At 73.6% G+C, this 18,088-nt stretch carries 22 protein-coding genes; 8 read left to right on the forward strand and 14 right to left on the reverse strand.

Annotated elements, in window-relative coordinates:
- Positions 1–75: 75 nt before the first annotated feature.
- From BJP25_RS00895 to lepA, 3 genes are read left to right on the forward strand one after another with little or no spacing between them, the layout of a single operon-like run.
- On the forward strand, positions 76–1,023 hold the full coding sequence (locus tag BJP25_RS00895) for an alpha-E domain-containing protein (protein ID WP_075972813.1): 948 nt from the start codon (positions 76–78) through the stop codon (positions 1,021–1,023).
- Positions 1,020–1,931 carry a transglutaminase-like domain-containing protein gene (locus BJP25_RS00900; RefSeq protein ID WP_233157853.1) on the forward strand — a complete coding sequence of 304 codons (912 nt, stop codon included), beginning with the start codon at positions 1,020–1,022 and terminating at the stop codon, positions 1,929–1,931. The genes BJP25_RS00895 and BJP25_RS00900 overlap by 4 nt, the downstream gene beginning before the upstream one ends.
- 58 nt (positions 1,932–1,989) lie before the next feature.
- A complete protein-coding gene (gene lepA / locus BJP25_RS00905) occupies positions 1,990–3,831 on the forward strand; it encodes a translation elongation factor 4 (protein ID WP_075972814.1) in 1,842 nt (613 codons plus the stop codon).
- A gap of 73 nt (positions 3,832–3,904) precedes the next feature.
- Here lepA and BJP25_RS00910 read toward each other — a convergent pair whose 3' ends face one another.
- Both BJP25_RS00910 and BJP25_RS00915 read right to left on the reverse strand, forming a co-directional pair.
- Complete coding sequence (locus BJP25_RS00910) at positions 3,905–4,543, reverse strand: hypothetical protein (protein WP_075972815.1); 639 nt, start codon at positions 4,541–4,543, stop codon at positions 3,905–3,907.
- Between the two features lie 126 nt (positions 4,544–4,669).
- Positions 4,670–5,104, reverse strand: coding sequence for an HD domain-containing protein (locus BJP25_RS00915; RefSeq protein ID WP_075972816.1), 435 nt, complete (start codon positions 5,102–5,104; stop codon positions 4,670–4,672).
- Between the two features lie 47 nt (positions 5,105–5,151).
- Here BJP25_RS00915 and BJP25_RS33930 point away from each other — a divergent pair, with 47 nt between their 5' ends.
- The gene (locus BJP25_RS33930; RefSeq protein WP_158075578.1) at positions 5,152–5,301 is read left to right on the forward strand and encodes a hypothetical protein; all 150 of its coding nucleotides are present in this window, start codon (positions 5,152–5,154) and stop codon (positions 5,299–5,301) included.
- Between the two features lie 92 nt (positions 5,302–5,393).
- Complete coding sequence (locus BJP25_RS00920; RefSeq protein WP_075972817.1) at positions 5,394–6,320, forward strand: TIGR04222 domain-containing membrane protein; 927 nt, start codon at positions 5,394–5,396, stop codon at positions 6,318–6,320.
- A 61-nt stretch (positions 6,321–6,381) separates the two neighbouring features.
- Here the strand turns inward: BJP25_RS00920 and BJP25_RS00925 are convergent, their stop codons facing one another.
- The 3 genes from BJP25_RS00925 to BJP25_RS00935 are packed head-to-tail and all read right to left on the reverse strand — an operon-like array spanning position 6,382 to position 7,420.
- Positions 6,382–6,687, reverse strand: coding sequence for a barstar family protein (locus BJP25_RS00925; protein WP_075972818.1), 306 nt, complete (start codon positions 6,685–6,687; stop codon positions 6,382–6,384).
- Positions 6,684–7,166 (reverse strand): ribonuclease domain-containing protein, encoded by a 483-nt coding sequence (locus BJP25_RS00930; RefSeq protein WP_075972819.1) that lies wholly within the window; start codon positions 7,164–7,166, stop codon positions 6,684–6,686. Before BJP25_RS00930 ends, BJP25_RS00925 begins: the two co-directional genes overlap by 4 nt.
- A 23-nt stretch (positions 7,167–7,189) precedes the next feature.
- Entirely contained in the window at positions 7,190–7,420 is a 231-nt protein-coding gene (locus tag BJP25_RS00935) for a hypothetical protein (protein ID WP_075972820.1), read from the reverse strand.
- A 67-nt stretch (positions 7,421–7,487) separates the two neighbouring features.
- Between BJP25_RS00935 and BJP25_RS00940 the strand changes: the two genes are divergently transcribed.
- Entirely contained in the window at positions 7,488–8,453 is a 966-nt protein-coding gene (locus BJP25_RS00940) for a zinc-binding dehydrogenase (protein ID WP_075972821.1), read from the forward strand.
- A 47-nt stretch (positions 8,454–8,500) separates the two neighbouring features.
- Positions 8,501–9,556 (forward strand): NAD(P)H-dependent flavin oxidoreductase, encoded by a 1,056-nt coding sequence (locus BJP25_RS00945; RefSeq protein ID WP_075972822.1) that lies wholly within the window; start codon positions 8,501–8,503, stop codon positions 9,554–9,556.
- 7 nt (positions 9,557–9,563) lie between these two features.
- Here the strand turns inward: BJP25_RS00945 and BJP25_RS00950 are convergent, their stop codons facing one another.
- The gene (locus BJP25_RS00950) at positions 9,564–10,331 is read right to left on the reverse strand and encodes an enoyl-CoA hydratase family protein (protein ID WP_075972823.1); all 768 of its coding nucleotides are present in this window, start codon (positions 10,329–10,331) and stop codon (positions 9,564–9,566) included.
- 27 nt (positions 10,332–10,358) lie between these two features.
- Entirely contained in the window at positions 10,359–10,817 is a 459-nt protein-coding gene (locus BJP25_RS00955) for a DUF4396 domain-containing protein (protein ID WP_075972824.1), read from the reverse strand.
- A gap of 52 nt (positions 10,818–10,869) precedes the next feature.
- Here BJP25_RS00955 and BJP25_RS00960 point away from each other — a divergent pair, with 52 nt between their 5' ends.
- Entirely contained in the window at positions 10,870–11,352 is a 483-nt protein-coding gene (locus BJP25_RS00960; RefSeq protein WP_075972825.1) for a hypothetical protein, read from the forward strand.
- 54 nt (positions 11,353–11,406) lie between these two features.
- Here the strand turns inward: BJP25_RS00960 and BJP25_RS00965 are convergent, their stop codons facing one another.
- The 7 genes from BJP25_RS00965 to cysD all read right to left on the reverse strand — a co-directional run bounded on the left by BJP25_RS00965 (position 11,407) and on the right by cysD (position 18,088).
- Positions 11,407–12,042, reverse strand: a complete 636-nt coding sequence (locus BJP25_RS00965) for a cyclase (protein WP_143218811.1) — start codon at positions 12,040–12,042, stop codon at positions 11,407–11,409.
- A 261-nt stretch (positions 12,043–12,303) separates the two neighbouring features.
- On the reverse strand, positions 12,304–13,026 hold the full coding sequence (locus BJP25_RS00970) for a sirohydrochlorin chelatase (protein ID WP_143218812.1): 723 nt from the start codon (positions 13,024–13,026) through the stop codon (positions 12,304–12,306).
- A complete protein-coding gene (locus BJP25_RS00975; protein ID WP_075972826.1) occupies positions 13,026–13,925 on the reverse strand; it encodes an ABC transporter permease in 900 nt (299 codons plus the stop codon). The genes BJP25_RS00970 and BJP25_RS00975 overlap by 1 nt, the downstream gene beginning before the upstream one ends.
- A complete protein-coding gene (locus BJP25_RS00980) occupies positions 13,915–14,697 on the reverse strand; it encodes an ABC transporter ATP-binding protein (RefSeq protein ID WP_075972827.1) in 783 nt (260 codons plus the stop codon). The genes BJP25_RS00975 and BJP25_RS00980 overlap by 11 nt, the downstream gene beginning before the upstream one ends.
- A gap of 31 nt (positions 14,698–14,728) precedes the next feature.
- Positions 14,729–15,787, reverse strand: a complete 1,059-nt coding sequence (locus BJP25_RS00985; protein WP_198943299.1) for an ABC transporter substrate-binding protein — start codon at positions 15,785–15,787, stop codon at positions 14,729–14,731.
- A gap of 34 nt (positions 15,788–15,821) precedes the next feature.
- Entirely contained in the window at positions 15,822–17,138 is a 1,317-nt protein-coding gene (locus BJP25_RS00990; RefSeq protein ID WP_075972828.1) for a sulfate adenylyltransferase subunit 1, read from the reverse strand.
- The gene (gene cysD, locus BJP25_RS00995) at positions 17,138–18,088 is read right to left on the reverse strand and encodes a sulfate adenylyltransferase subunit CysD (protein ID WP_075972829.1); all 951 of its coding nucleotides are present in this window, start codon (positions 18,086–18,088) and stop codon (positions 17,138–17,140) included. The genes BJP25_RS00990 and cysD overlap by 1 nt, the downstream gene beginning before the upstream one ends.

Raw genomic sequence — 18,088 nt, forward strand, 5'->3', positions numbered from 1 at the left:
TTAACGTGGGCGCAATGACCAGCGGCTAAACAGGGGTCTGGACCGCTTCACCCGGTACGTGGCAGGAGGGCGTGGATGCTCGCACGGAACGCTGAGTCCCTGTACTGGATCGGCCGCTACGTCGAACGCGCCGACGACACCGCGCGCATCCTCGACGTGTCCGTGCACCACCTGCTCGAGGACGCCACGGTCGACGCCGACGCCACCAGCCGCCAGCTGCTGGCCGTGCTGGGCATGACCCCGCCGGAGGGCACCGCGCTGGGCATGCAGGGGCTGACCGACCTGGTGGCGTTCTCCCGGGAGCACTCCGGCTCGATCGTCTCGTCCATCTCCAGCGCCCGGGAGAACACCCGGGTGGCCCGCGAGGTGGTCTCGACGGAGCTGTGGGAGTGCATCAACGCGATGTGGAACGCGATGCCCGAGCGGCAGAAGGCGTCCCGGCGCACCGGCCCGCACTCGTTCTTCGCCTTCGTCGAGGAGCGGGCGGCGATGTTCGCGGGCCTGGCCGACTCCACCATGTCCCGCGACGACGGCTGGCGGTTCCTGGTGCTGGGCCGGTCGGTGGAGCGGGTCGACATGATCGTGCGGCTGCTGATGTCGCGGGTGGGCGACAAGCCCTCGTCGCCGGGGTGGGTCACGGTGCTGCGCTCGGCGGGCGCGCACGACACCTACCTGCGCACCTACCGGGGTGCCCTCGACGCCCGGCGGGTGGTGCAGTTCCTGCTGCTCGACCGGCTGTTCCCGCGGTCGGTGTTCCACGCCCTGAGCCAGGCCGAGCGCTGCCTGGAGCACCTCGACCACCAGCCCACGACCCGGTTCGGGGCCAAGGCCGAGGCCATCCGGCTGCTCGGCAAGGCCCGCTCCGACCTGGAGTTCCTGCGCCCGGACGAGCTGCTGGAGAACCTGACCGAGCGGCTGGTGGGGTTGCAGGAGTGCGTGCGGGAGGTGGGCGAGGCGGTGTCGCAGCAGTACTTCCACTCCGTACCCTGGGTCGCCTGGACGAACGCGGAGGTGAGCCTGTGACGCAGGCGCAGCAGTCGCAGCAGGCGCAGCCCGCCCCGGTGGAGCCCACGGGCTCGAACGGCACCGGCACGTGGCGGCTGCGGGTGGTGCACACGACCGGCTACCGCTACCAGGCACCGGTGGTGCAGTCCTACAACGAGGCGCGGCTCACCCCGCGCAGCGACCGGTGGCAGAACCTGGTGGTCACCCGCATCGAGACCACCCCGCCCACCCGGTCGTTCCGCTACACCGACTACTGGGGCACCGAGGTCACCTCGTTCGACCTGCACGCCCCGCACACCGAGCTGAAGATCGTGGCGTCCTCGGTGGTCGAGACCGGCGAGACGGTCAAGCCGGTCGACGGCGCGAGCTGGGCCGACCTGCGCTCGGAGGCGGTGCTCGACCGCTACGGCGAGTACCTGGAGTGGACCCGCTACGTCCCCCGGCACAAGGAGCTGGGCCAGTTGGCCCGCGACACCCGCAAGGGGCTCAAGCCGCACGAGGCGGTGCTGGCGGTCTCGAAGCTGGTGCACGACCGGCTCACCTACAAGCGCGGCACCACCGGCGTGCACAGCTCCGCCGCCGACGCCTGGCAGGCCCGCGAGGGCGTGTGCCAGGACTACGCGCACCTGACCCTGGCGATGCTGCGCGCGGTGGGCATCCCGTCGCGGTACGTGTCGGGCTACCTGCACACCAAGGCCGACGGCAAGGTGGGGGAGACCGTGCGCGGGGAGTCGCACGCCTGGGTGGAGGCCTGGACCGGCGGCTGGTGGGGCTTCGACCCGACCAACGACATCGAGATCAGCCCCCGCCACATCTGGGTCGCGACCGGCCGCGACTACGCCGACGTGTCCCCGCTCAAGGGCACCTACAGCGGCGGCAAGGCGGCCGCGATCGAGGTCTCGGTGGAGGTGACCCGGCTGGCGTGAGGGGCCCGGGACCCGGCATGGGACCATGGGGGGACCCCGAAGCATGCGAGGACCTCACGTGGCCACATTCGCCGACACGACCTTCACCGACCCGGAGCGGATCCGGAACTTCTGCATCATCGCCCACATCGACCACGGCAAGTCGACCCTGGCCGACCGGATGCTGCAGATCACCGGGGTCGTCGAGGAGCGGGCGATGCGCGCGCAGTACCTCGACCGGATGGACATCGAGCGCGAGCGGGGCATCACCATCAAGGCGCAGAACGTGCGCCTGCCGTGGGCCGTCGACGGGGTCGACCACGTCCTGCACATGATCGACACCCCCGGGCACGTGGACTTCACCTACGAGGTCTCCCGGGCGCTCGACGCGTGCGAGGGCGCGATCCTGCTGGTCGACGCCGCGCAGGGGATCGAGGCGCAGACGCTGGCCAACCTGTACATGGCCCTCGACCGCGACCTGCACATCATCCCGGTGCTCAACAAGATCGACCTGCCCGCGGCCGACCCGGACAAGTACGCCGCGGAGATCTCCCACATCATCGGCTGCGAGCCCGCCGACGTGCTGCGGGTCTCGGCCAAGACCGGGGTCGGGGTGCGCGAGCTGCTCGACCAGGTCGTCGGGCAGGTGCCCGCCCCGGTCGGCCGGGCCGACGCGCCCGCCCGCGCGATGATCTTCGACTCGGTCTACGACACCTACCGCGGCGTGGTGACCTACATCCGGGTGGTGGACGGGTCGATCAACCCGCGCGAGCGGATCAAGATGATGTCCACCGGCGCCACCCACGAGCTGCTGGAGGTGGGCATCATCTCCCCCGAGCCCAAGCCGAGCACCGGCCTGGGCGTCGGCGAGGTGGGCTACCTCATCACCGGGGTGAAGGACGTCCGCCAGTCCAAGGTCGGCGACACCGTCACCGCCGAGCGCAAGGGCGCCACCGAGGCGCTGGCGGGCTTCCGCGAGCCGCAGCCGATGGTCTACTCCGGCCTGTACCCGGTGGACGGCTCGGACTACCCGGAGCTGCGCGAGGCGCTGGACAAGCTCCAGCTCAACGACGCCGCGCTGACCTACGAGCCGGAGACCTCCGCGGCGCTGGGCTTCGGCTTCCGCTGCGGGTTCCTGGGCCTGCTGCACCTGGAGATCACCCGCGACCGGCTGGAGCGCGAGTTCGGCCTGGACCTGATCTCCACCGCGCCCAACGTCGTCTACCGGGTGGTGCAGGACGACGGCACCGAGCTCCAGGTCACCAACCCCTCGGACTGGCCGGTGGGCAAGATCGCGGAGGTGCACGAGCCGGTCACCAAGTGCACGATCATCGCCCCGAGCGACTACATCGGCACGATCATGGAGCTGTGCCAGTCCAAGCGCGGGCAGCTCGGCGGGATGGACTACCTGTCCGAGGAGCGGGTGGAGCTGCGCTACACCATCCCGCTCGGTGAGATCATCTTCGACTTCTTCGACTCGCTGAAGTCGCGCACCCGCGGCTACGCCTCGCTGGACTACGAGGAGTCCGGCGAGCAGCAGGCCGACCTGGTCAAGGTCGACATCCTGCTGCAGGGCGAGGCGGTCGACGCCTTCAGCGCGATCGTGCACAAGGACTCCGCCTACGGCTACGGCACCCGGATGGCGACCAAGCTGCGCGAGCTGATCCCGCGCCAGCAGTTCGAGGTGCCGATCCAGGCCGCCATCGGCTCCCGGGTGATCGCCCGCGAGACCATCCGGGCGATGCGCAAGGACGTGCTGGCCAAGTGCTACGGCGGTGACATCAGCCGCAAGCGCAAGCTGCTGGAGAAGCAGAAGGAGGGCAAGAAGCGGATGAAGATGGTCGGCCGGGTCGAGGTGCCCCAGGAGGCCTTCGTCGCCGCGCTGTCCACCGACGAGCCCACCGGCAAGGCCAAGAAGTAGCGGCTGACCGGGGGCGGGCGCCCCCGCCCCCGGTCACCACCCGGGTCGGTCGGCAGGTGGCGCCGCCGCGGCCCTAGCGGCCTCGGGTGTCCAGCGCCTCGTCGAGCAGGTCCTCGAACGGGCGGTACTCGCGCTTGGTCCCGCGCGAGCGCAGCACCAGCACCTCGTCGCCCGGGGTGAGCAGGAAGTCGGTGAGCGGGGCGGGGATCTCCTCGGCCCGCCGCACCGCCGTGAGGTCCACGGCCAGGTCCACCTCGGTGAGCGCGCCCGCCGGGTCGAGGTGGTTGACCAGCAGCACCCGCGTGCCCGGGCGCAGGCCCAGCTTGAGCAGGCCCCTGGCGTGCTCGACCTCCAGCCGGTGCCCGACGGAGACGTCCTTGGGCCGGGTCACCCGGAACGGGCCGTCCGGGCGCCGGTAGAGGCGCTCGTCGGTGCCCACCAGCCACTCGGCCACCGGCCAGCCCTCCAGCACCCGCTCGTAGCGGTAGCGCGCGTGGCCCAGGGGGCCGCGCCCCCGGCCCAGCGACCGCACCACCGGGGTGGGCGCGGCACCGGCGTCGCGGAACGCCGCGGCGGCGGAGGCCACCAGCGCGTCGACGACCTCGGCCGCGCGCGGCAGGCGGTCGACCTGGAAGTCCGCCTTGGCCCGGCGGCGCAGCGCCACCTCGTCCACGATCGTCTCGGACCGCCCGTACAGGTCCTCGAATGCCACCCCGACCCCTCCTCCACGCTGAACACCGGGCGTATCGCCAGCGGGGGCCCGGTTGTGACTGCTCCCGGCGCGAAAGTTTCCCGATCGAGAGGGTCGCGATCGCGTGGGGGTCTGCCCGCGCCCGCCTCAGGCGGGGGCCGGTCCACCCAGGACGGCCAGGGCGGCGGCGTACTTGGCCCGCAACCGCTCGCGGGTCGGCGCGTCGAGCAGCGCCAACCGGGCGGGGGAGCTGTTGTCGGCGATGTCGGCCCGCTTCACCGCGAGCGCGATCGGGTCGGCGCGCACCCGGGCCAGGTAGTCCGCCTGCGCCTCGCCGGGCCGCTTGCTCACCGCCTCCACGGCCGCCACCACCGGCGGCGGGCAGCCCGCGGCGAGCAGGTCGGCGGGGGTCACCGGGGTGTCCTCGACGACGTCGTGCAGCACGGCGGCCATCTTGCGGTGCTCGCCGTCGACCGCGGCCATCACCCGCAGCGGGTGGCCGATGTAGGGGCGGCCGGACTTGTCGACCTGCCCCGCGTGCGCCTCCCGCGCGATGCGGACCGCGTCCTCCAGGGTGAACATGCCGACACGGTAATTCGCGGGGCCGCCCGCCGGTACCGTTCCGCGTCGTGAGCAGCTTCCTCACCCCCACCGGGGAGGACGCGCCCTGGGACATCGCGGGACTGCCGTTCCTGGTGCTGTTCTGGGCGGGTGCGCTGGTGGCGCTCGGGATGGTGGACGTGCTGCACCGGGTCCTGCGCCCGATCCGCCAGGCCTGACCGCAACCGAACGCCCCCGCCGTGCGTCGGAACAGCGCGGGGTTCACCCGTTGGTGGGCAGACTGAGGTGGCACGAGGCGGTAGGAGGGGCGATGGAGCCGTGGGGGTTGTCGGGGCCTGCATTCCTCGGCCTGTACTGGGTGGCGCTGGCCGTGGTGTTCGTCGCGGGCCTGGTGCTGGTGGTCCGGGCGAGGTCGGGTGGGGCGAGCGCCCCGGACCGGGGGAGCCTGGACGAGTACCAGCTCGCATGGCTGTCCGGCGGGCCGCTGCGCGTGACGCAGACGGCCGTGGCGGGCCTGCTCGCGCGCGGCGCGCTGCGGGTCAACCGCGGCGGTGACCTCAAGCCGACCGGGGTGAGCGGGGGTGCGGCGGACCCGGTGCAGGCCCAGGTGCTGCGCGCGGTGGGCCAGAAGGCCAAGGTCTCCCGGCTGGACAAGCTCCGGCTGGAGGAGACCCGCATCGGCAAGGACCTCGCCGCCGACCTGGTCAACCGCGGCTACATGACCCGGCCGGGGGCCTCGAACGGGCCGCGCCTGGTGTCGGTGGCCTTCGCGGTGCTGCTGGTCGTGGGCGTGGCGCGCCTGGTCAACGGCGTGCGGTTGGACCGGCCGGTGGGCAACCTGATCTTCGCGCTGATCGTCACCGCGATCCTGTGGCTTGTGCTGCGGGCGGTGGCCAGCAGCCGCAGGCCCAAGCCGACCGCCAAGGGCCGCGCCGAGCTGAACCGGGCCCGCGCCGCCAGCCCCCGCGGCGGCGTCCCGCACGGCGCGGTCGCGGCCGGTGCGGGGGTGGGCCTGGCCGTGCTGGCCCCGGTCGCCCTCTACGGCCTCACCGAGTACCCCGACGACGAGATGAGCGAGATCTTCGCCCTCAACGCCCAGCGCACCACCGGCGGTGACGGCGGCAGCAGCGGCAGTTCCTGCTCGTCGAGCAGCTGCTCCAGCAGCTCCAGCTGTTCCAGCGGCAGCTCCTGCGGCGGGGGCGGCGGCTGCGGTGGCGGTGGCGGCTGCGGCGGCTGACCCCGCCGCCCGGAGCGCCCCTGGCACCGGGCTCCGGCGCCCGGGGGCGGGCGGAGTGTGCTCAGCCCTCCAGGCGGACGGTGACCTTGCGGTCGCTGTCCTGGGTGGCTTCCACGGCGTCGTCGAGGACCGAGCGGATGCCCCGGTAGCCCACCGGGTCCGCGCCCGCCAGCACCTCCGGGTGCGACCACACCAGCACGTGCTCGCCCGCGGGCAGCCACGACAGGTCCGTCAGCGAGTCGAACAGCGCGTCCAGGTTGTGCCCGAACCAGTCGGGGAAGGCCATGGCCTCCGCGACCGCGGTCAGCATCGCCCGCTTGGAGCGCACCAGGGTCCCGTCCACCTGGTGCTCGGCGCGTGCGGTCACCGGGCCACGTCCACGGCGACGAACGACCCGTAGTGGTCCTCGGTGTAGTAGACCTCCCGCTCGGCGCCGGTGATCAGGCGCCGGGCGCCGCGGTCGGGACTGCCTGGGGTGGGCACGGTGTACTCCTTGTAGTAGCCGGACGACTCCTTCGGCAGCCTGCCCTCCCGGTTCTGGAAGGTCACCCCGTCGTTGCGCGGGTACGGGAAGGGGCCGCCGCCCTCGATCAGCGCCCAGGTGTCGCGGGCTTGGCGGGGCAGCGACGACAGCGGCTCGACCGCCATCCCCGCCGGTGCCGTGACCCCCGCTGCCCGGCTCGACGGGGACGGGGAAGACGGGGACCCGCTGGACCGCGCGGTGCTCGTCGGCGCCGCGGCGCCCGCGGGGGCGTCGTCGTCGGTGGAGACCTTGGTCAGCCACCCCAGCAGCACCAGCAGGACCAGGCCGACGAGTGCGCCGGTGATGCGTTTGCGCGAACCCACCGGCCCAGCCTACGAACCGGCGGTCAGGAATCGGCGCCGGGGCCCACCGGGGGGACCGGGGCGGGCGCGGCCGCGGCCTCGTCCCCGGCGCCGCCGGAGCGCGGCGAGGTGCGGTCGAACACCCAGTCGATCAGCCACGCCGCGACCACGCACAGCGGCAGCAGCACGGCCATGACCAGCGCGAACTGCAGGACGAACGGGGCGCTGCTCAGCCACAGCTCCACGTCGTTCCACCAGTCCGAGATGCCCTGCACCCGGCCCAGAGTAGACCTGGGCCACTTCCGCGGGGCGTGCGACCGTTGTCACGGCTATGTTGCACCCATGTTCGCTGTCTACGCCTCCGAGCCGAACCCGGACGACCCGCTGGCCTCGCTGACGATCGGTGAGCGCCCCGAGCCCGAGGTCCCCGAGGGCTGGGTGCGGGTGGCGGTGAAGGCGGCGAGCCTGAACATGCACGACCTGTGGACGCTGCGCGGGGTCGGCATCAAGGCCGAGCGGTTCCCGATGACCCTGGGCTGCGACGGGGCGGGGGTGCTCGACGACGGCACCGAGGTCGTGCTGCACTCGGTGATCGGCGACCCGACCTGGAGCGGCGACGAGACGCTGGACCCGACCCGCACGCTGCTCACCGAGAAGCACCAGGGCGCCTTCGCCGACTACGTGGTGGTGCCCCGGCGCAACGCGCTGCCCAAGCCCGCCGGGCTGAGCTTCGCGGAGGCCGCGTGCATGGGCACCGCCTGGCTGACCGCCTACCGGATGATCTTCGTCAAGTCCGGGCTGCGCCCCGGGCAGACGATGCTGGTGCAGGGCGCCTCCGGCGGGGTGTCCACCGCGCTGATCGTGCTGGGCAAGGCGGCGGGCCTGCGGGTGTGGGTCACCGGGCGCTCCGCGGACAAGCGCGCGCTGGCCTCGTCGCTGGGCGCGCACGAGGTGTTCGAGTCCGGGGAGCGGCTGCCGGAGAAGGTCGACGCGGTGTTCGAGACCGTGGGCAAGGCGACCTGGTCGCACTCGATGCGCGCGCTCAAGCCCGGCGGCGCCATCGTGGTGTCGGGCTCCACCTCCGGCCCGGACCCGAGCGCCGACCTGCAGCGGCTGTTCTTCCTGCAGCTGAACGTGATCGGCTCCACCATGGGCACCCGCGAGGAGCTGGGCGACCTGCTGCGCTTCTGCGACATCGCGGGCATCAAGCCCACGATCGGCTCGCAGCTGCCGATGACCGAGGCCAGGGCCGCGCTGGAGGCGATGCAGGCGGGCGAGACCGCGGGCAAGATCGTCCTGACCCGCTGACCGCGCCGCCCCGCCGCGGCCGCGGCGGGTGGGCTACCGTCGGGGTCGTGATCGCCGAGACGCGCGTCCCGATCGTGGTGGCCCCGATGGCGGGTGGTCCGTCCACCCCGGAGCTGGTCGCGGCGGTGGCCGGGGCGGGGGCGTTCGGGTTCCTCGCGGGCGGCATGCTCACCCCGGACCGGCTGCGCGCGCAGGTCGAGCGCACCCGGGAGCTGACCGCGCTGCCCTTCGGCGCCAACCTGTTCGTGCCCAGCCGGGAGTCCTCCGCCGACGTCGAGGGCTACCGGCGGCGCGTGCTCGCCGAGGCCGAGCGCCGCGGCGTCGCCCTGGGCGAGCCGGTGTGGGACGACGATGCCTACCCGGCCAAGGTGGACGTGCTCGTGGAGACCGGGGTCCCGGTGGTGTCGTTCACCTTCGGCCTGCCCCGACCGTCTGATGTGGACAGGTTCAAGGCGGCGGGCGCGACGGTCGTCATGACCGTCACCACGCCCGCCGAGGCGCGCGCGGCCGCCGTGGCGGGCGCGGACGTGCTGTGCGTGCAGGGTTCCGCGGCGGGCGGCCACCGGGGCGTGTTCATCGACGACCCCGTCCACCCGGCGGGCGCGCCGTCCTACGACCTGCTCCCCCTGCTGCGCCTGGTGGCGACGCAGACCGACCTGCCGCTGGTGGCCGCGGGCGGCATCGCGCACGGGGCCGACGTGGCCGCGGTGCTGGCTTCCGGGGCGGTGGCCGCGCAGCTGGGCACGGCGTTCCTGCGCTGCCCGGAGGCCGGGACGCCCGCGGCCCACCGCGCCGCGCTGGCCGAGGGCGACCGGGAGACGGCGGTGACGCGTGCCTTCTCCGGCCGCCCCGCCCGCGGCCTGGTGAACCGGTTCATGGCCGACCACGGCGCGAGCGCCCCGGCCGCGTACCCGGACGTCAACAACCTCACCAAGCCGCTGCGCGCGGCCTCGGCGGCGGCGTCGGACCCGGAGGCGATGTCGCTGTGGGCGGGCCAGGCGTACCCGGTGGCGGGCGAGCGGCCCGCCGCCGAGGTGGTGGCCGACCTGGCCGAGCAGGCCAGGCGCGCGGTGGCCCGCCTGTCGGCCAGGGTGATCGGCTGAGCGGCGCTCAGGGGACCCAGTTCGCCTTGCGCTTCTGGGCGAAGGCGGTGATGCCCTCCTGGCCCTCCGCGCTGGCGAAGAAGCCCGCGGACAGCCGCAGCATCTCGCTGAAGTCCGCCGACATCGACTCCGCCGGGGCCCGGCGCAGCATCTGCTTGGTCGCGGCCAGCGCCTTGGGCCCGCCCAGGGCGAGCATGTCGGTGTAGCGGTCGACCTCGGCGTCGAGGTCGTCGGCGGGGACCGCGGAGTTGATCAGGCCGATGGCGACCGCGCGCCGGGCGTCGAAGGTCTCGCCGGTGAGGAAGAGCTCGTGCGCGGCGCGGGGGAGCAGGCGGGGCAGGACGGTGACGGAGATGACCGCCGGGACCACGCCGATGCGCACCTCGGTGAAGGCGAAGGTGGCCGACTCGGCGGCCACGGCGATGTCCGCGGCGGCCACGATGCCCACCCCGCCCGCGCGCGCCGGGCCCGCCAGGCGCGCCACGACGGGGGTGGGGGAGGTCCAGATCTGCTCCAGGATCGCCGGGAACTCGTTGACGCCCTGGGCGCCCGCCGCGGCCCCGCCCGCCTCCTTGAGGTCCATGCCGGAGCAGAACACCGGGCCGGTGTGGTCGAGCACGACCACCCGCACCGCCTCGTCCTCGGCGGCCCGGGACAGCCCGTCGCGCAGCTCGGCCCGCAGCTGGGCGGAGAGCGCGTTGCGGTTGTGCGGGGAGTCCAGGGTGATGCGGGCTACCCCGCCGGTCACGTCGTAGTGCACCAGCTCGTCGGCCATGGGCTCACCCTAGGACACGAGCGGGCCTCAGTGGTGGTAGCCGTGGACCACCGCATGCCCCTTGCCGCGGCCGATCATCCACTTGTTCACCGGCACAGTCAGCGCGAACGCGATCGCGAGCGAACCCGCCAAGGACAACCAGAAGAGCGGGCTGGCGAGGGTGGCGGTCATGGCCCCGGGGACGACCACCATCACCGCGTTGTCGACGACCTCCATGGTCGCGATCGACACCGTGTCGGCCGCCAGCGCGACGCCGAGCGCGGTGGACAGGGCCACCCCGGCGCGCACGACCGAGCGGGCGGTCAGCGCGTAGCCGAAGGCGAAGGCCAAGGCGATCGAGGCGACCACGGTGCCCGCGGTCGACCAGCCGAAGGCCGTGCCCAGCACCATGCCCAGGACCTCGCCCACCGCGCAGCCGGTGAGGCAGTGCAGCGTCGCCGAGATCGCGCTCCGCCAGGTGGCGGGCATCGCGTGTGCGTGCTCCATGCCCGGTGCAACTACCCCCTGGGGGTATTTGTTCCCGTGCGAGGATGGTGCCGTGACGGAGCAGGGGTTCAGCTGGCCCGCGAGCGGGACCCGGCGCCTCGGGCGGGCCGGCTACCGGCTGTGGAAGCTGGGGCTGGTACCCGGGGTGCCCGCGGTGGCGCTGCTGCCCTGGGGATTTGGCGCCGCGGTCGCTGTCGGCTCGGTGGTCGGCTTCTGCGCGTGGGGCGTGTGGCAGGACAGGCGGGTCCCGCGCGTGCTCGACGTTGCGGACGGGTGGGCGGTGTTCTCCGCTGCGCGTCGTCAGTGGCGCGTCGAGTTGGGGGAGCGGGTCGTTCTCTCCGTGGTGCACCGGGGCAAGGTGTCCGGCGAACCGCGGTGGACGACCATCGCCTGCGCCCACGACGGGCGCCCGTTCGCGGAGGTCGACGGCCCGTACGACGGCGAGGTGGCCGGTCGGTTGGCCGCCGCGGTCGGCGGCTCGGTGCAGGTGCGCGAGGAGGACCGGCGGGCGGGTGCCCGGTCCGCGCGCGGCTGAGCCCGGGGCGCGGACCGCGTCGTCCGCGCCCCGGGCCCCGGGCGGCGCTGCCCGTCAGCCGATGGTGGTCGTGGTGATGACCGGGTTCGGGTTGGGGTAGCAGGCGGTGGGGACGGTGATGTTGCCGATGATCGACCCGACCGTGGCGGTGAGGGTGAGGCCGGGGTCGCTGTAGGAGGTGCCGCCCACCTTGGTCTCGATGGTGCCCGAGGCGCCCGCGGTGAGGTTCGCGGTCACGGTGGGCAGCTCGAACGACGCGCCGCCGGTGACCGGGCCGGAGGCGGTGATGACCAGGTTGGAGCCCTGCACCGACACCGCGGTGCTACCCGCGCCCGAGCCGCCGGAGAGCGTGGCCGAGGCGTAGGTGGAGTTCGCCGGGATCGGCAGCACCAGCTTGAGGTCCTTGACGTTCTTCACCGAGAAGCCGTTGACGTCGCCGGGGACGGTGGTGGGGCCCGGGTCGATGACGACGGACAGGGCGCCGCCGGGTGCGACGGTGGCGGGCGCGGTGACCTCGGTGCTGACGCTCAGCGAGAAGGTCTGCGGGCCGAGGGGGGTGCTGCCCTGGCAGGCGAAGGCGATGTCGGCGGGCACGGCGGCGGCCAGCGGCGCGAACGCGATGGCCGGGACGGCGGCGAGCGCGGCGAGGGTGGTGGCGCGGCGGAGGGTGGGCTTGATGGCTGACAGCACTGTCGGTCACCTCGGGCGGGGCGGGGAACGGGACGCCTCGGATCGTGACCGCCGCCACCGGTGATCGTCAACCGTTCACGTACTGGTGGTGCACTTCGTTGAGCCCGGGGGGATGACGGACCGCGACGGAGTCCCGGGAACACCCGGCTCGGGGACGGCGGGGAGGCGGCGCGCCGCAGGCCATGTCCACCCGAAAAGCCGCCGTATCCCCACCGCAGAGCGCCGGACCTGGGCCGACAGGGTGAAATCCGGTACCGCCCGTCAGGCCGTCAGCGCGCCCGACCCCAGGGCCTCGGCGTAGCGGTCGACCACCACGTCCGCAACCGTTTCCGCGGCGCCGAGCGGCGCCGCCACCACCGCGCCCGCGGCCTGGGCGGCCACCCGGTCCGGCAGCAGGCCGGGGGCGAGGAACCACGACGCCACCGCGATCCGCGCGGCCCCCCGCGCCCGCAGCGCGGCCACCGCGGACGGCACGTCCGGGGTGGTGGCGGAGGCGAACGCGGGCCGCACCCCGGCCCACCCGAACGACCCCGCCCAGCGCCGGGCGATCTCGTGCACCCTGGCGTTGGCGGGCGGGTGCGAGGAGCCGGTGGCGGCCAGCACCACCCCGACCTCCGGGTCGCCGGGGACCACGCCCGCCTCGCTGAGCCTGCGCAGCGCGGCGGCCTCCAACCGGGCGTCGGGCCCGAGCACCCCGGCCACCCGCACCGACAGCCCGCGGTTGCGCCGCTGCGCCGCCTCGACCAGGCCGGGCAGGTCGACCCGGGCGTGGAAGGCGCGGCCGAGCAGCAGCGGCACCACCACGACCGGGCCGCGGGCGGCGTCGAGCACGTCGGCCAGCAGCGGCCGGGACAGGTCCAGGAACGCCCCCCGCACGTCCAGGTCGGGCCTGCGGGCGCGCACGGCCGCCAGCAGCTCGGCCACCGCGGCGGCCGAGCGCGGGTCGCGGCTGCCGTGCGCGACCGCGATGAGCGGGACGGCCACTACAGCGCCCCGGTCAGGCCCCTGGCGCGCAGCACCGCCCGCTCCAGCGGGCGGAACACCGCCAGCTCGATGCCCACGCCCACCAGGAAGATCAGCAGGATGCCGGACATCACCATCGACATGTCCGACAGCGCCCGCCCGTTGTCCAGGTACTGCCCCAGGCCGAAGCCCAGCTGCGGGGAGGTGGCGATCAGCTCGGCGGCCATCAGCGACCGCCAGGAGAACGCCCACCCCTGCTTGAGCCCGGCCAGGTATCCCGGCAGTGCCGCGGGCAGCAGGATGTAGCGGGCCGAGGCGAGCCTGCCCGCGCCGAGCACCTGGCCCACCCGGGGCAGGATCGGCGGGATCTGGTCGATGCCCGCCACCAGCCCGTTGGCGATGGAGGGCACCGCGCCCAGCAGCACCACGGTGTAGATGGCGGCGTCGGTGAGCCCGAACCACAGCACCGCGGCGGGCACCCAGGCCACCGACGGCAGGCTCTGCAACCCGGAGACGATCGGGCCGATCGCCGCGCGCACCAGCGAGACCTTGGCCATCAGCAGCCCGAGCGGGGTGGCCACCACCAGCGAGATGGCGAAGCCGATCACCGCCCGGTGCACCGACACCCACAGCAGCTCCCACACCTGGCCGGTGTCGACGAGCTTGGCGAACTGGTCCCACACCGCGATCGGCGCGGGCAGCTGGTACTCCGGCCAGAACGCCGCCGCCCACAGCGCCTGCCAGATCGCCACGAGCACCACCAGCGCCACCACCGGGGCCAGCAGCGCGCGCAGCAGCCCGGTGCGCCCGCGCGGTGTGCTGGGCGGGGCGTCGAGCGCGTCGAGGCCCTGGACGGCGTCGTCGTCGTAGTGCGGCTTGCCCGCCGCCGCGTCGGTGGCCTCCTCGACCTCAGGCGGCATGGCTGCTGATCACCTCGCGCAGGCGTGCGTTGATCTCCTCGACGACCACGACCTCCTCCGGCCCGCCCAGGCCGTCGACGGCCCACTCCTGCACGACCCGGCCCGGCTTGGACGACAGCAGCACCACCCGCTGCCCCAGCCGCACCGCCTCGCGCACGTCGTGGGTGACGAACACGACCGCGGTGCCGGTGGTCTCCCACACCCGCAGCAGCTCGCCCTGCAGGAAGTCGCGGGTGATCGCGTCGAGGGCGGAGAACGGCTCGTCCATCAGCAGCAGCGACGCCGCGGTGCCGCCCTCGCCGTGCGCGGCCGAGGCCAGCGCCCTGGCCAGGGCGACGCGCTGGCGCATGCCGCCGGACAGCTCGTGCGGGCGCTTGTCGCCCGCCCCGGTCAGCCGCACCAGCTCCAGCAGCTCACCGGCGCGCGCCACCCGCTCGGCGCGCTTGACCCCGGCCAGCCGCAGCGGCAGCTCCACGTTGCGCGCGGCGGTCAGCCACGGCATCAGCGCGGCCTCCTGGAACATCACCGCGGGCCTGCCGGTGGCCAGCTCGATCGTGCCCGCGGTGGGCGCGTCCAGCCCGGCGACCAGGTTGAGCAGCGTGGTCTTGCCGCAACCGGAGGCACCGAGGAGGCAGACGAACTCGCCCGGGGCCACGGTCAGGTCGATCCCCTCCAGGGCGGTCACGGCGGCCGGGCCGTGGCCGAAGGACTTGTGCACGCCGGTCAGCCGCACCGCGGTGCCGGTGCCCAGCGTGGGGAGCGTGGCGGTCATCGTGTTCGCCTGCCTTCCTCGGTTCCCTCGGCTACTTGCCGTCGGCGGAGAACTCGGGCTTGCCCGCCGCCTTGTTCACCTTGTTGAGCGCGGTCAGGTCGAAGAAGCCGTCCAGCTTGACCGCCGACTGCGCGATGCCCGCGGTGACCTGGTCCTCGGCCAGCTGCGGGTAGGTCGCGGCCAGCGGGTCGGTGTCCAGCGAGATGGACGTGAACGCGCGGTCGATCGTGGCGGCGGCCAGCGGCTTGCCGGTCAGCTTCTCCAGCTGGGTGTTGACGGCCTTCTTCGCCTCGGCGGTGTTGCTCTGGGCGAAGGCGTTGGCCTGGCCCAGGCCGCGCAGCAGCGCCTCGATCGTGGCCGGGTGCTCCTTGAGGTACTGGGTGCGCACGATCAGCGTGGTCGTCGGGAACTTGCCGTCGGGCCACAGGGTCTTCTCGTCCAGCAGGACCTTCGCCCCGCCCTCCAGCACCAGCCGCGACGACCACGGCTCGGGCAGCCACGCCGCCTGCAGCTCGCCCTTCTTGAACGCGTCGAGGGTCTGGGCGTTCTCCCGGTTGGTGACCGTCACCTGGTCCTTGAGGCCGTTGTCGGACAGCCACTTCTTGAGCGCGACGTCCTGGGTGTTGCCCAGCTGCGGGGTCACCACGGTCTTGCCCTTGAGGTCCTGCGGGGTGTTGATGCCCTCGGCCACGACCAGCTGCGCACCGCCGGAGGTGGCGCCCGAGACCAGGCGCACCGCTTCGCCGTTGGACTTGGCGAAGGCGTTGATGGCCGGGCCGGAGCCGATGAAGCCCGCGTCCAGCGACCCGCCGAGGAACGCCGAGACCTCGGTGGGGCCGTCGTTGAACTTCGTCGGCGTCAGCTTCGTGCCGCCCAGCTCCTTGGCGAAGAAGCCCTGCTCCAGCCCGATCAGCGCACCGGCGTGGGTGACGTTCGGAAAGTAGCCCAGGCGAAGCTCCTCGGCGGGCCCCTTGTCCGTGGCGGTGTTCGCCGCGGCGGCGTCGGTGTTCTCCGCGCGCGAGCACGCGGCCAGCGACACCAGGGACAGGGCGGCGATGCCTGCGGCGAGGAAGCGACGGGTTCTTGGCACTGGGGTGGGCCTTCCGTGGGAGTGGGGTGGTGGGTCAGGGACCGGGGGAGACCAGGTCTCCCTCGTCCGCTGCTCGGGGGGTGCCCAGGGCGGGCAGCCCGGCCCCGACGAGCCCGGCCGCGAGGGTCGAGCCGTCGGCGTTGTCGATCACCAGGAAGGACCCGGTGCGCCGGTTGGTGCTGTAGTCGTCGACCGGCAGCGGCTCCGCGGTGCGCACGGTGACCAGGCCGATCTCGTTGAGCCCGAGCGAGCCGGGGTCGGGGACGCTGAGCAGCCGCTGCTCGTCGAAGCGGGCCGAGAGGTCCCCGACGATCGCCGGGACGGTGCGGGTGCCGTGCTTGACCAGCACGCGCGCCCCGGGGCGCAGCGGCTTGTCCGACAGCCACGCCAGGGTCGCGCCGAACTCGTCGGTGGCCACCGGCGCCTCGGCCGCGGGGGCGATGAGGTCGCCGCGGCTGATGTCGATCTCGTCGGCCAGCACCAGGGTCACCGACCGGCCCGCCGCCGCCTCGGCCAGCTCGCCGTCCGGGGTGTCGATGCGCGCCACCGAGGTGCGCACCCCCGCGGGCAGCGCGACGACCTCGTCGCCCACCCGCACCGTGCCCGCGGCCACCAGGCCCGCGTAGCCGCGGTAGTCGGGGTGCTCGGCGGTGTTGGTGCGGATGACGTACTGGACGGGGAACCGGAACGGCGCGTCGTGCGGGTCCGGCTCGACCGGCACCGCCTCCAGGTGCTCCAGCAGCGTCGGCCCGGTGTACCAGGGGGTGTTGGCCGAGCGGTCCACCACGTTGTCGCCGACCAGCGCCGAGACCGGGATGGACAGCACCGAGCCGAGCGGGTAGCCCAGCGCGGCGGCGTGGTCGGCGAACTCGGCGGCGATGGCGGAGAAGGTGGCCTCGTCGTAGCCCACCAGGTCCACCTTGTTCACCGCCAGCACCAGCCGGGGCACCCCGAGCAGGGCCAGCACCGCGGCGTGGCGGCGGGTCTGCTCCAGCACCCCCTTGCGCGCGTCGACCAGCAGCACCGCCAGCTGCGCGGTGGACGCGCCGGTGACGGTGTTGCGGGTGTACTGCACGTGCCCGGGGGTGTCGGCCAGCACGAACGACCGGCGCGGGGTGGCGAAGTACCGGTACGCCACGTCGATGGTGATGCCCTGCTCGCGCTCCGAGCGCAGGCCGTCGACCAGCAGCGAGAGGTCCGGGGTGCTCATGCCCTTGTCGGCGCTGGCGCGGTGCACCGCGTCGAGGGTGTCGGCGAGCACCGACTTGGTGTCGTAGAGCAGCCTGCCGACCAGGGTCGACTTGCCGTCGTCCACGGAGCCGGCGGTGGCCAGCCGCAGCAGATCGGTCATCAGAAGTAGCCCTCCCGCTTGCGGTCCTCCATGGCGGCCTCGGACAGCCGGTCGTCGGCGCGGGTGGCCCCGCGCTCGGTGAGCCTGCTGGCCGAGACCTCGGCGATGACGGTGTCGATGTCGGCCGCCTCGGAGAGCACGGCACCGGTGCACGACCCGTCGCCGACGGTGCGGTAGCGCACGGTCAGGGTGCGCACCTCCTCGTCGGGGCGGGGGCCGAACCACGGGCCCGCGGTGAGCCACATGCCGCCCCGCTGGAACACCGCGCGCTCGTGCGCGTAGTAGATGGACGGCAGCTCGATCGCCTCGCGCTTGATGTAGCGCCAGACGTCGAGCTCGGTCCAGTTCGACAGCGGGAACACGCGGACATGTTCGCCGGCGCGGTGCCTGCCGTTATAGAGGTTCCAGAGTTCGGGACGCTGGCGGCGCGGATCCCACTGGCCGAAGGAATTGCGTAGGCTGAAGATTCTTTCCTTCGCGCGGGCCCGCTCCTCGTCGCGCCGCCCGCCGCCGAACACCGCGTCGAACCGGTTGTCGGTGATGGCGTCGAGCAGCGGGGTGGTCTGCAGCGGGTTGCGGGTGCCGTCGGCGCGCTCCTCCAACCGCCCGTCGTCGATGTAGTCCTGCACGCTGGCGACCACCAGGCGCAGGCCGTACCGCTCGACGGTGCGGTCCCGGAACTCGATCACCTCGGCCAGGTTGTGCCCGGTGTCGACGTGCAGCAGCGGGAAGGGCACCGGCGCGGGCCAGAACGCCTTGACCGCCAGGTGCAGCAGCACCGTGGAGTCCTTGCCGCCGGAGAACAGGATCACCGGCCGGTCGAACTCCCCCGCCACCTCGCGGAAGATGTGGACGGCCTCGGACTCCAGCCGGTCGAGGGCGTCGAGGCCCGCGGTGCTCCCGGTGCTGTTGGTGCTCTCGGTGTTCTCGGTGCTCTTGGTCGTGGTCAT

This window comes from Actinokineospora bangkokensis (assembly GCF_001940455.1).
Classification (GTDB): domain Bacteria; phylum Actinomycetota; class Actinomycetes; order Mycobacteriales; family Pseudonocardiaceae; genus Actinokineospora; species Actinokineospora bangkokensis.

Excerpts from the sequence above, each read along its gene's own strand:
- BJP25_RS00895 (WP_075972813.1), top strand. The coding sequence starts at position 76 with ATGCTCGCACGGAACGCTGAGTCCCTGTACTGGATCGGCCGCTACGTC.
- BJP25_RS00915 (WP_075972816.1), bottom strand. The coding sequence starts at position 5,104 with ATGTTCACCCTGGAGGACGCGGTCCGCATCGCGCGGGAGGCGCACGCG.
- BJP25_RS00920 (WP_075972817.1), top strand. The coding sequence starts at position 5,394 with ATGGAGCCGTGGGGGTTGTCGGGGCCTGCATTCCTCGGCCTGTACTGG.
- BJP25_RS00940 (WP_075972821.1), top strand. The coding sequence starts at position 7,488 with ATGTTCGCTGTCTACGCCTCCGAGCCGAACCCGGACGACCCGCTGGCC.
- BJP25_RS00950 (WP_075972823.1), bottom strand. The coding sequence starts at position 10,331 with ATGGCCGACGAGCTGGTGCACTACGACGTGACCGGCGGGGTAGCCCGC.
- BJP25_RS00955 (WP_075972824.1), bottom strand. The coding sequence starts at position 10,817 with ATGGAGCACGCACACGCGATGCCCGCCACCTGGCGGAGCGCGATCTCG.
- BJP25_RS00975 (WP_075972826.1), bottom strand. The coding sequence starts at position 13,925 with ATGCCGCCTGAGGTCGAGGAGGCCACCGACGCGGCGGCGGGCAAGCCG.
- BJP25_RS00980 (WP_075972827.1), bottom strand. The coding sequence starts at position 14,697 with ATGACCGCCACGCTCCCCACGCTGGGCACCGGCACCGCGGTGCGGCTG.
- BJP25_RS00990 (WP_075972828.1), bottom strand. The coding sequence starts at position 17,138 with ATGACCGATCTGCTGCGGCTGGCCACCGCCGGCTCCGTGGACGACGGC.
- cysD (WP_075972829.1), bottom strand. The coding sequence starts at position 18,088 with ATGACCACGACCAAGAGCACCGAGAACACCGAGAGCACCAACAGCACC.